The following is an 11832-nucleotide window of genomic DNA, read 5'->3' on the forward strand; positions in this document are numbered from 1 at the left end:
ATTATTTTAATGATTTATAGATTGAAACCTAGATCGACTTCAAGTTTGCTCGCAATGAGCTTATTGATACGCTTCTTAACTTCCGGAATTTTTACGCTTTCCAGTACGTTATTAGCGAAGGCGTACATAAGCAATCCTCTGGCTTCCTTACGTGGTATACCTCTGGACTGCAAATAGAACAATGCCTCTTGATCAAGCTGCCCGATCGTACAGCCGTGGCTGCAACGTACATCATCTGCAAAGATCTCTAACTGTGGCTTTGAGTTGATCGTCGCCTTATCACTTGCAAGGATATTGTTGTTAGACTGGTAAGCATTCGTTTTCTGTGCTTCTTTCTCTACAACAACTTTTCCATTGAAAACTCCAACAGAGTTGTCATCAAAAATTCCTTTGTAATCCTGATGACTTTCACAATTAGGCTCGATATGATGAACCAGCGTGTTGTGATCTACGTGCTGCTTGTCTTCAATGATGGTAACTCCTTTCATGGTTGAATCTGTACGTTCTCCATTCTGGTAGAAGTTTAAATTATTCCTGGTCAGCTTCCCTCCAAAAGAAAATGTATGCACAGAAACGTGGCTTTCAGATTTTTGATTGATAAATGTATTATCAATTAAAGAAGCTGAAGCTTTATCATTCTGGATCTTATAATAATCTACGATCGCCCTTTTATCAGCAAAGATTTCAGTAACAGAGTTGGTAAGCACCGGGTGATCTGTAAGACTTTGGTGTCTTTCAATGATCTGCACATGCGAATTCTCATCCACGACAACCAGATTTCTAGGCTGTAACATTAGCGCAGACTCATTTCCAGTAGCAAAATTAATGATCTGTATAGGCTTATCTGCCTGCGTATTCTTGTGTATATGTATAAAAGCTCCTTCCCTCGCAAATGCCGTATTCAACGAATTCAGACTCGTTTTTGGAGCAACTTTATTGTAATAATTTTCAATGACCGCACTGTACTTATCCTTATTCAGGGCAGCAGACATTAAACATACATCGATCTTATCATGAGTGGTTTGCGATAAATGAGAGGAATAGATCCCATCGATAAAAACCAGGTCATAAGTATCTATATCATGTATAAGGTACTTCTTGATATCACGATACTCGATCGCGTCTTCTTTCTTCGGAAAAACACTATAATCATGTTTTAAAACCGAATTTAGTGAGGTATACTTCCAGTCTTCGTCTTTTCTACCAGGAAAACCAAGCGTTTCAAAATTTCTGATGGCTTCGTTTCTCAAAGTATCCAGATTGTCGTTCGGGTCCAGATTCTCCTCAAAGGCTAAAAATGACGAGACCAATTTATCTTTCAATTCCATTACATTCAAATTTCTAGTTCAACAATTCAATTTCTCAATTCGAGTATTAAACTGTTTCCTGCTTTACCCAATCGTAACCTCTTTCTTCCAGTTCGTAAGCAAGTTCTTTTCCTCCAGACTTAACGATCTTTCCGTCTACCAATACATGTACGTAATCTGGTACAATATAATCAAGCAATCTCTGGTAGTGCGTAATTAGCAATACCGCATTATCCTTCGAGCGAAGTTTGTTCACTCCATTTGCAACGATCTTCAATGCATCGATATCAAGTCCGCTATCTGTTTCATCAAGAATAGATAATTTTGGTTCAAGCATCGCCATTTGGAAGATCTCGTTACGTTTCTTCTCTCCTCCTGAGAAACCTTGGTTCAATGATCTGGAAAGGAATTTTCTATCGATTTCCAGCATTTCAGATTTCTCACGAATCATTTTCAGCATATCATTCGCAGGCATATCCGGTTGTCCTTTTGCCTTTCTATGAGAGTTGATTGCTGTTTTAATAAAATTGGTTACAGAAACACCAGGAATTTCCACAGGGTATTGGAATGATAAGAACACTCCTTTGTGAGCTCTTTCCTCAGGATCAAGTTCGTTCAGGTCTTCCCCTTCGAACATCATTTCACCTTCAGTCATTTCATACTCTTCTCTTCCTGCGATTACTGAAGAAAGGGTACTTTTCCCAGAACCGTTTGGCCCCATGATCGCATGAACTTCTCCTGGTTTGATTTCCAGGTTAATTCCTTTCAGGATCTCTTTATCTTCAATACTGGCGTGTAAATTCTTTACTTTAAGCATGTCTGTTATTTCTGAATCTGCTTATGCAGATTGTTTGATATTCTATTTTTATTTATTCTATTGAATCTGAAATACTGGCTCCTGAAATTTCCAGGATCTCCTTAATTTCGATGATCTCATCCCAGCCTTCCAGTCTTGGATTTGCCAGAATTTTGGCTTTAACACGAACCGGGATCATTTCAAAATCATCAGATTTCAGATCGCTTACTTTGTCTGAAAGTAGCATTGCAACGGAATCCTGTTTAACACCGTACACGAAATTCTCTCCTCGTAGTACAGCAGCATCAGCTACATAAACATAGTCTCCCTGAAGCACTTCCAGACTATCCTGAACTTTAGCAGTAACAGGTTCGGTATTCAGTTCCTTTTGCTCATCATCCTGACAGGATACGAACAAAATAGCCACGATCATTATTTCAAAAAACCTTCTCATCGATCAAGTTGTCTTCAGAATCAATTATCCTACTGAACCTTCCAGCGAGATCTCTAATAATTTCTGAGCTTCTACTGCAAATTCCATAGGAAGTTTGTTCAATACTTCTTTACTGAAACCATTTACGATCAATGCGATCGCTTTTTCAGTATCGATACCACGCTGGTTACAGTAAAATATTTGGTCTTCACCGATCTTACTGGTTGTAGCCTCATGCTCTACCTGTGCAGATTTATTTTTAACTTCGATATAAGGAAAGGTATGAGCTCCACACTCATTCCCCATCAAAAGGGAATCACATTGTGAGAAGTTTCGGGCATTTTCAGCTCTACCATTGATTTGTACCAGACCACGATAAGAGTTCTGAGATTTTCCTGCGGAAATACCTTTTGAGATGATCGTGCTCTTAGTATTCTTACCTAAGTGAATCATCTTAGTTCCGGTATCTGCCTGCTGAAAGTTGTTCGTCACTGCGATTGAGTAAAATTCCCCTACCGAGTTATCACCTTTCAGAATACAGCTTGGATATTTCCAGGTAACTGCAGATCCTGTCTCTACCTGAGTCCAGGAAATTTTCGCTCCTTTTTCACAAAGCCCACGTTTAGTTACAAAATTGAAAACTCCACCTTTTCCTTCTTTATTTCCAGGGAACCAGTTTTGTACCGTACTGTATTTGATCTCCGCATCATCCAAAGCAATAAGCTCCACGACTGCTGCATGCAGCTGGTTCTCATCACGGGATGGTGCGGTACAACCTTCCAGATAACTTACATAACTGCTCTCATCTGCAACAACCAGTGTTCTCTCAAACTGCCCGGTTCCTGCCTGGTTAATTCTAAAGTATGTAGAAAGTTCCATTGGGCATCGAACGCCTTTTGGAATATAACAGAAAGAACCATCACTAAAAACTGCCGAGTTAAGGGCAGCGTAGAAATTATCCTTCTGCGGAACCACGGTTCCAAGATACTTCTTCACTAGTTCTGGATGTTCTTTGATCGCTTCAGAAATAGAACAGAAAATAATGCCTTTTTCAGCAAGCGTCTTTTTAAAAGTTGTAGTCACAGAAACTGAATCCATTACCACATCTACTGCAACACCGGCTAATTTCTTTTGCTCGTCAAGTGAAATACCCAGTCTTTTAAAAGTATCCAGTAATTCCGGATCCACATCATCGATACTATCGTACTTCGGTTTCTTATTTGGAGCAGAGTAATAAGAGATCGCCTGGAAATCTGGTTTTGGATAATTTACATTAGCCCAATCCGGCTCTTCCATTTTCTCCCATTCCCGGTAAGCTTCCAAACGCCATTGCGTCATCCACTCCGGCTCTTCCTTTTTCTTGGATATTGCTCTTACGATATCTTCGTTCAAGCCCACAGGAAAAGTATCAGATTCTATATCTGTATAAAATCCATATTCGTATTCCTTGGTTTCGAGCTCTTTCTTTAAATCGTCTTCAGTATATGCCATTATTCGTAATTCTAATTAAATTAAAGATCGGTAGTGACCGATACATAATTTTTACAGTGAAAAACTTTCACCGCATCCACAGGTTCTTTGTGCGTTCGGGTTATTAAAAACAAATCCCTTTCCATTTAATCCTCCGGAATATTCTAAAATAGTTCCAGCCAGATAAAGCACACTGCGTTTGTCAACAACGATCTTTACATCGTTGTCTTCGAAGACCTTATCGCCTTCAGCCTGGTTATTATCGAACGTAAGTTCATAAGATAAACCAGAGCATCCTCCGCTCTTCACTCCTACCCGAACATAGTCTGCCGTAGCATTGAAACCCTCTTCGGTCATGAGGACGGAAATTTTCTTTTTAGCCTCTTCGCTAACTTTAATCATAAGCTATAAAGATTAATTCTAAATTGAGTGCAAATATACTATAAAACAAGCGGTTTACCATAGACTAGGAATATGTTTTAAGAATTGAATCATAGAAGTCTTCGATCGAAATTCCAGTAGTCACCAGGGCAATATTTCTGCGGCTTCAGAAGCTTTTCATGCTTTCTTCTGAATTGCATTTTATTCTTGTATTTTTGCAGTCTAAATTTTCATCGCATGTTTGATAATAGTCAGGAAAGTAAGACGAACCTTTCAGAATTAGGTGAATTCGGTTTGATCGAACACTTAACAAAGCATTTTAGCCCAAAACTTGATTCTACGATCAAAGCTATTGGAGATGATGCTGCTGTTCTGAAATTTAATGATGAAGAAACCGTAATAAGTACAGACCTTTTGATCGAAGGTGTTCATTTCGATCTTGCTTACATGCCTTTAAAGCACTTAGGTTACAAAGCACTTATGGTCAATCTTTCAGACATCTACGCAATGAACGCCACCGCGAGCCAGGTAACAGTTTCTATCGCTGTATCGAACAGGTTTCCGGTGGAAGCCCTGGAAGAGTTCTACGCTGGGGTACAATTAGCCTCGAAAGTTTATAATGTTGATGTTATTGGTGGGGACACCACTTCTTCTACTTCTGGTTTTATGATTAGCGTAACGGCAATTGGTCATGCTAAAAAGGAGAATATTACTTACAGGGATGGAGCTAAACCTAATGATCTTCTCGTGGTTACCGGTGATCTTGGAGCAGCCTATATGGGTCTTCAGGTACTGGAGCGTGAGAAAGAAGTTTTTAAAGCGAATCCAAACTCCCAGCCAGATCTTGAGCAGTATACCTATCTTATTGAAAGACAATTAAAACCTGAAGCCCGAAAGGATATCGCTAAACTTTTAAGCGATCTTGGTGTTAAACCAAGCTCCATGATCGATATCAGCGATGGTTTATCTTCTGAGATCATTCATATTTGCAAAAGCTCTAAAGTAGGCGCAAATTTATACGAAGAGAAAATTCCGCTGGATCCTGCTGTGATATCAGTTTGTGAAGAATTCAATATCGATAGTACTACGATCGCGTTGAGTGGTGGTGAAGATTATGAATTGTTGTTTACGATTGCTCAGCATGATTATGATAAGATCAAAGGAAACCCGAATTTAACTGTGATTGGTCATATGACTGAAAAAAATGAGGGTATGCACCTGGTTACCCGTGCAAATCAAAAATTACCACTAATCGCCAGAGGTTGGAATTCAATGGATAAGGAAGAGGATTAATTTCCGAAACCCCATTTTGGCCAGTACTCTAACATTAGATTAGAGATAGTCCTTAAATTGATGAAATCAAAAATGCAATTTTTTCCTTCATTTAACTTGAAAGGAATAATTTGGAAGATTCTAAGATCGAAGATCAGAAGTAATAACGAATTAAAATAATAGCCTAAGAAGCTTCAGCGTAAAATGCCTGCTGTCTCTTCTGATGGATTTTTGCGAGGTAGGCATTGGTTTCTTTAAATTTTGGAGTAAGTCTTGCGAGTAATCCGTCAGCAGTATCGGTCATTTCCATGCCGCATCTGCAGCACTGGTATTCATGAACATGGTTCGTGATGTTTTTAGAAACTTTTAATTTATGACCAAACAAATTGCATTGAACCTTTGTAATAGAGAACGAGCTAAAGTGTTTATTATTCATAGGTGTATAAATTTTTGATTTCTAAGATTCTAAAGTATAAAAAAAAGTTAATGTTTCGGTGAAAAGGTTAAATTAACCGATCAAAAGCATGTTTTTGTATAATTTTTCTGACATTTCCATCCAGGAATTATGACCTTTTTCAAGAATGATCAAATCTGAATTCGTTGTCCTTGCCAGCTTCTGAATATCAGATATTTCGATTAGCGTATCATCTTTACCCGCAACGATCGTTTTACCTCCTTTAAATTTTTTCAAAGTCGCTGTATGATCTTTTCGATCTCGCATAGCTTTCAGTGTTTGCTGTATATTTTCAATATTCAGACTGAAAGCAGCTTGTTTTAAGCGATCAATTTCAGCCTTAAAAACTTCCCGACTTTCCGCGGAAAATAAATTGGAAATTGCCATACTTATAAAAGCATCCTTGTTAGTCTCCACAATATCTATAGATCTGTCCCGAATCTTTTTTCGTTCTACAGTATCTTCAGCAGGTGTAGAATTAATCAACATGATATCCTTCAACATCATAGGAAAATTATCGAGGAATTCCAAACCAACATATCCACCCATACTATGACCTGCCAGGCTAATTTGCTGTATTCCAACATCATTAAGAACAGCAGCTACAATATTTGCCATTTCCTGCATGCTATGAGAACCTGAAAAATTCTTCGATATGCCATGACCGGGTGAGTCTATGCAAATTATTTGCCGTTCTTTTCCCAGGCCTTCTTTAAAGTCATCCCAGATCGTCATATCTTCTAAGAAACCATGCAGCAAGACCAAAGGAATTTTCGTGCGGCCACTTCCCGAGATTCTATAAAAGATCTCATTGTTTTTGTATTGTAATTTCATCATAGTGTAAAATTAAAATACCGTGAATCCCAGGATTTGCAGTCTGGTATTCACGGTATTTCTTTACTTTAATTTCTAAATCCTTTTAAGAATTCATAAGGTCTTCGATCTCTTCAATCTCGATCGGGATATTCCCCATTAGATTGAAAGGTTCTCCTTTTTCCTGAATGACCACATCATCTTCCAGACGAATTCCGAAGCCTTCATCTGGAAGGTAGATTCCCGGTTCTACGGTGAATACCTGGTTTGCTTTCATAGGTTCCGTTAGGATTCCGTAGTCATGAGTATCCAGACCTATATGATGCGAAGTACCGTGCATAAAGTATTTCTTGTATGCCGGCCAGTCTGGATCTTCATTCTGAACATCTGCTTTATCAAGAAGTCCCAACGCAAGTAATTCAGAAGTCATCATCTTACCAACCTCAACATGATATTCTTTCCACATGGTTCCCGGAACCAGCATTTTGGTCGCTTCCTTTTTTACCTTATTTACAGCATTGTAAACCTCTTTCTGGCGGTCTGAATATCGGCCTGAAACCGGAATTGTTCTACTTAGATCACTGGAATAATTTGCATACTCTGCTCCCGTATCAAGAAGGATCAGGTCACCTGCTTTACACTGTCTATTATTTTCAACGTAATGCAGAACATTTGCACTGTTACCGCTTGCGATAATTGGCGTATAGGCAAATCCTTTCGATCTGTTCCGAATCATTTCATGATAATATTCGGCCTCGATCTCGTATTCCCAAACTCCTGGCTTTACAAAACCTAAAGTTCTACGGAAAGCTTTTTCAGTAATATCACATGCTTTCTGCATTAGATCAAGTTCGATAGGATCTTTTACAGACCTTAGTCTTTGCAGGATCGGGTTGGCTTTTGCCACCTGATGAGCAGGATATTTATCCTTGCACCATTTGATAAAACGATCATCCCTGGTTTGGGTATCATGATTGGCACGATAGTGCTCATTTGTATTTAAGTATACCGTATCGCACTGGGTCATTACTTCAAAAAATACTTTTTCAAAGTCCTTCATCCAGTAAACTGTACGAATACCACTAACATCAAATGCATCTTCTTTAGTAAGTTTAGCTCCTTCCCAAACCGCAATATGTTCATTGGTTTCAGTTAGAAAAAGTATTTCCCTATGCTTCTCTTCCGGAGCATCTGGAAACAAGACCAGAATACTCTCATCCTGGTCTACTCCACTCAGGTAAAAGATGTCTCTGTTTTGCTGGAAAGGCATCGTGCTATCTGCCCCAATTGGATAAATATCATTTGAATTAAAAACCGCCAGACTTTTAGACTTCATCTTGTCCATAAAGTTCTTACGGTTCTTTATAAAGAGTTTTGAATCTATTCGATCATATTTCATAAACAGTATTTTTCAATTTCTTCAAAATTAAGGGATTTGACTCCAAAAGCCATTAAAGGCGTTTAAAATTTTAGGTATGCGCGGGTTTTGCTATTTTTAAGCACTACAATATAAATTATGAAAAAAACTTACCATTTTCTTGGTGCTTTTTTGATAGGGATCTCTCCTATTATTGCACAACAAACTGCTACTAGCGGAGAAGCTTTACAAGAAGGCTTCGAACAAAAACAGGAACTACACCAGCAATCCATCGTAAAGAACATTCCGCTCCAGAATATTGGGCCTAGCGTTATGAGTGGACGAATCACCGATTTCGCGGTGAATCCTGAAGATCCAACCGAATTCTATGCAGCTTATGCAACCGGCGGTCTATGGTACACTAATAATAACGGGATCTCGTTTACGCCGGTAATGGACAACAGTCCTTCGCAGAATATTGGCGATATCGCTGTAGACTGGAATTCTGGAACGATCTGGGTTGGAACCGGTGAAGTGAATGCTTCACGTTCTTCCTATGCCGGGATAGGCTTATTAAAGTCGGAAGACCAGGGAGAAACCTGGGAATTCATGGGTCTTCCAGATTCACATCATATCAGTAGAATTCTAATTAATCCTGAAAATCCTGATGAAGTGGTAGTGGGCGTAACTGGTCACCTCTACTCCTCAAACAATGAACGTGGGATCTATAAAACTACCGATGGTGGAAAAACCTGGAACAAAAATCTCTTTATTAATAAGCAGACCGGGATCATTGATGTTGCGGTGAACCCTGAAAACTTCAACGAAATGTATGCGGCTGCCTGGGACAAGGATCGTAAAGCATGGGATTTTAGAGAAAGTGGTAAAAACAGTGGAATTTATAAAAGTACCGATGCCGGAGAAAGCTGGACAAAGATCTCTACGGAAGCATCCGGGTTTCCGACAGGCGACGGAGTAGGAAGGATTGGACTTTCTGTCTACGATTCCAATACGATCTACGCCATAGTAGATAATCAGGATCGAAGAAAGTCTGAGGACAAGAAATCTTCAGATAAAAGCGGACTTAAAAAAGATGATTTCAGAAATATGAAAAAATCTGCTTTTCTGAAGCTTGATGATAAAGAACTGGAAACTTACCTGCGGTCTAATGATTTTCAGAAGAAATATTCCGCAGAAAAAGTAAAGGAAATGATCCGGAAAGACGAGGCAATACCACAGGATCTGGCCACGTACCTGGAAGATGCCAATACTCAACTTTTTGATACGCCAGTAATTGGAGCCCAGGTCTATAAAAGTACAGATGCCGGTAAAACATGGAAAATCACCCATGAGGATTACCTTGATGATCTTTATTATAGTTATGGTTATTATTTTGGGATGGTGCATGTGGATCCGCAGGATGAAAATGCGATCTATATATATGGAGTGCCTATCCTAAAATCCAAAGATGGAGGTAAAACCTTTACTTCTATCGATGCTCAAAATGTACATGCAGATCACCATGCTTTATGGATCAACCCAGAAAAAAGCGGACATCTAATTGACGGGAATGACGGCGGAATCAATATTTCTTATGATGATGGCGAAAACTGGGTAAAGAACAATTCACCTTCAGTCGGGCAATTTTATACGGTTAATGTAGACAATGAAAAACCGTATAATGTATATGGCGGACTTCAGGATAACGGCGTATGGGTTGGACCACACACGAACACTGAAAGCAATGGCTGGGCCGCTTCAGGAGACTATAATTACAAAAGTATTATGGGTGGTGATGGAATGCAGGTGGAGATCGATTCCAGAAATTCTGATATCGTTTATACCGGTTTTCAGTTTGGAAATTATTTTAGAATAAACAGAGAAACTGGCGAGCGTCTTTATATACATCCAAAACACGAGTTGGGCGAAAGTCCTTATCGCTACAACTGGCAAACGCCCATTCTTCTATCTTCTCATAACCAGGACATCCTTTATATGGGTGGAAATAAGTTGATGCGTAGTATGGATCAAGGGGAAAACTGGACCAGTATTTCCAAAGATCTTACCGGTGGTGGCAAGGATGGAAATGTACCTTATGGAACTCTGGCTACAATTTCTGAATCTCCATTTCAATTCGGAAAATTTTATACTGGAAGTGATGATGGTTATATCTACGGAAGTGACAATGCTGGTGCAGACTGGAAATTATTAAGTGCAGATCTTCCACAGGACCTTTGGGTTTCGCGTGTGATCGCTTCTGAACATTCTAAGGATCGTGTTTATGCCAGTTTAAATGGTTACAGATCTGATGATTTTAAGCCTTATGTATATGTATCTGAAGATTCGGGAAATAACTGGAAAGATATCAGCGCGAACTTACCAACATCATCTGTAAATGTGATTCGGGAGGACCCGTCCAATGAGAATGTGCTTTATTTAGGAACAGATAATGGACTATATGTGAGCCTGGATCGAGGAGATAGCTGGCAGGCATTTAGCACCAATTTTCCTAATGTAGCAGTTCACGATCTTCGAGTTCAGGAAGAAGAACAGGATCTGGTTGTGGGAACTCATGGTCGCTCACTTTATATCACAGATATTTCTGCAATTGCAGCGATGAATATAGACGATATCAAATCTGCGCTAACGATTTCTTCGGAAAAAGAGATCAGGTTCAGTAACAGATGGGGGAATTCTTATAGCAAATGGATGGATCCTTATACTCCTGAACTTGGATTTACCTATTATACTTCAAAGAAAGGAAATGGAAAATTAATGATTAAGACTGAAGACGGAACTACTCTGCAAACGATGAATATCGAGGCGGACAGAGGCTTCAATACCGGATCTTATGATCTTAGCATTACAGAAGCTTCAGCTAAAAAACTTGAAAAGCAGGATGCAAAAACCAGTATTTCTAAAGCTGAGGACGAGAAATTTTATATTCCGAAAGGCAATTATAAAATGATCCTTGAACTGAACGGTTCAACTACAGAATCTTCTTTTGAAGTAAAATAAAAACCTGGCTAATTGGGAGAATTTCGAAGCTTTGAAACTGAGCGATTATTATTGAGACCTATGTCTCTGGATGATGCTGCTTTTATTTTCCAGCTATACAATTCTCCCAAATGGCTTCAGTTTATTGGAGATCGCAATCTGCGAAATACTGAAGATGCCAGAGTTTATATTAAAGACAGAATGCTGCCGCAATTATATGAACTGGGATTTTCCAATTATTGTGTGATTCGAAAAGTGGACAATGTCAAGATTGGTGCTTGTGGTCTGTATGATCGGGAAGGACTTAAGGAAATTGACCTGGGTTTCGCTTTTCTTCCAGAATTTGAGGGAAAAGGTTACGCTTCTGAAGCTACTATAAAACTGGTGGAGGCAGCTGAAAAGGTGTTCAGCTTAAAAACGCTTCAGGCAATTACCAGACTTGATAATACGGGTTCACAAAGGTTATTAGAGAAACTAGGTTTTGAGCACGTAGAGAATATCAAAATTCCGAAGGATCCTGCAGAACTTATGCTTTATCAAATTGAGCTATAA

The 11832-nt window shown here is 39.1% G+C and carries 11 protein-coding genes; 3 read left to right on the top strand and 8 right to left on the bottom strand.

The window, feature by feature from the left end:
• Positions 1–14: 14 nt before the first annotated feature.
• The 5 genes from sufD to ACSHZO_RS06850 are packed head-to-tail and all read right to left on the bottom strand — an operon-like array spanning position 15 to position 4408.
• Complete coding sequence (gene sufD / locus ACSHZO_RS06830) at positions 15–1328, bottom strand: Fe-S cluster assembly protein SufD (protein ID WP_298246784.1); 1314 nt, start codon at positions 1326–1328, stop codon at positions 15–17.
• Positions 1329–1374: 46 nt separating this feature from the next.
• The gene (gene sufC, locus ACSHZO_RS06835) at positions 1375–2124 is read right to left on the bottom strand and encodes a Fe-S cluster assembly ATPase SufC (protein WP_295178934.1); all 750 of its coding nucleotides are present in this window, start codon (positions 2122–2124) and stop codon (positions 1375–1377) included.
• Positions 2125–2176: 52 nt separating this feature from the next.
• Positions 2177–2557 carry a hypothetical protein gene (locus ACSHZO_RS06840; RefSeq protein WP_295178932.1) on the bottom strand — a complete coding sequence of 127 codons (381 nt, stop codon included), beginning with the start codon at positions 2555–2557 and terminating at the stop codon, positions 2177–2179.
• A 24-nt stretch (positions 2558–2581) separates the two neighbouring features.
• Complete coding sequence (sufB, locus tag ACSHZO_RS06845; protein ID WP_141876570.1) at positions 2582–4027, bottom strand: Fe-S cluster assembly protein SufB; 1446 nt, start codon at positions 4025–4027, stop codon at positions 2582–2584.
• Between the two features lie 51 nt (positions 4028–4078).
• Complete coding sequence (locus ACSHZO_RS06850) at positions 4079–4408, bottom strand: HesB/IscA family protein (RefSeq protein WP_295178928.1); 330 nt, start codon at positions 4406–4408, stop codon at positions 4079–4081.
• A gap of 216 nt (positions 4409–4624) precedes the next feature.
• Between ACSHZO_RS06850 and thiL the strand changes: the two genes are divergently transcribed.
• On the top strand, positions 4625–5680 hold the full coding sequence (gene thiL, locus ACSHZO_RS06855) for a thiamine-phosphate kinase (RefSeq protein WP_298246785.1): 1056 nt from the start codon (positions 4625–4627) through the stop codon (positions 5678–5680).
• A 163-nt stretch (positions 5681–5843) separates the two neighbouring features.
• Here thiL and ACSHZO_RS06860 read toward each other — a convergent pair whose 3' ends face one another.
• From ACSHZO_RS06860 to ACSHZO_RS06870, 3 genes are all read right to left on the bottom strand, one after another.
• On the bottom strand, positions 5844–6095 hold the full coding sequence (locus tag ACSHZO_RS06860; protein WP_298246786.1) for a DUF1660 family phage protein: 252 nt from the start codon (positions 6093–6095) through the stop codon (positions 5844–5846).
• A 72-nt stretch (positions 6096–6167) separates the two neighbouring features.
• Entirely contained in the window at positions 6168–6950 is a 783-nt protein-coding gene (locus ACSHZO_RS06865; protein ID WP_298246787.1) for an alpha/beta fold hydrolase, read from the bottom strand.
• Positions 6951–7032: 82 nt separating this feature from the next.
• Entirely contained in the window at positions 7033–8325 is a 1293-nt protein-coding gene (locus ACSHZO_RS06870) for an aminopeptidase P family protein (RefSeq protein WP_298246788.1), read from the bottom strand.
• 117 nt (positions 8326–8442) lie between these two features.
• Between ACSHZO_RS06870 and ACSHZO_RS06875 the strand changes: the two genes are divergently transcribed.
• Positions 8443–11301: a VPS10 domain-containing protein gene (locus ACSHZO_RS06875; protein WP_298246789.1), complete on the top strand. Its 2859-nt coding sequence runs from the start codon at positions 8443–8445 to the stop codon at positions 11299–11301.
• A gap of 12 nt (positions 11302–11313) precedes the next feature.
• Positions 11314–11832: a GNAT family N-acetyltransferase gene (locus ACSHZO_RS06880; RefSeq protein ID WP_298246790.1), complete on the top strand. Its 519-nt coding sequence runs from the start codon at positions 11314–11316 to the stop codon at positions 11830–11832.

It is taken from the genome of Christiangramia sp. 3-2217-3z (genome assembly GCF_051195275.1).
GTDB lineage: Bacteria > Bacteroidota > Bacteroidia > Flavobacteriales > Flavobacteriaceae > Christiangramia > Christiangramia marina.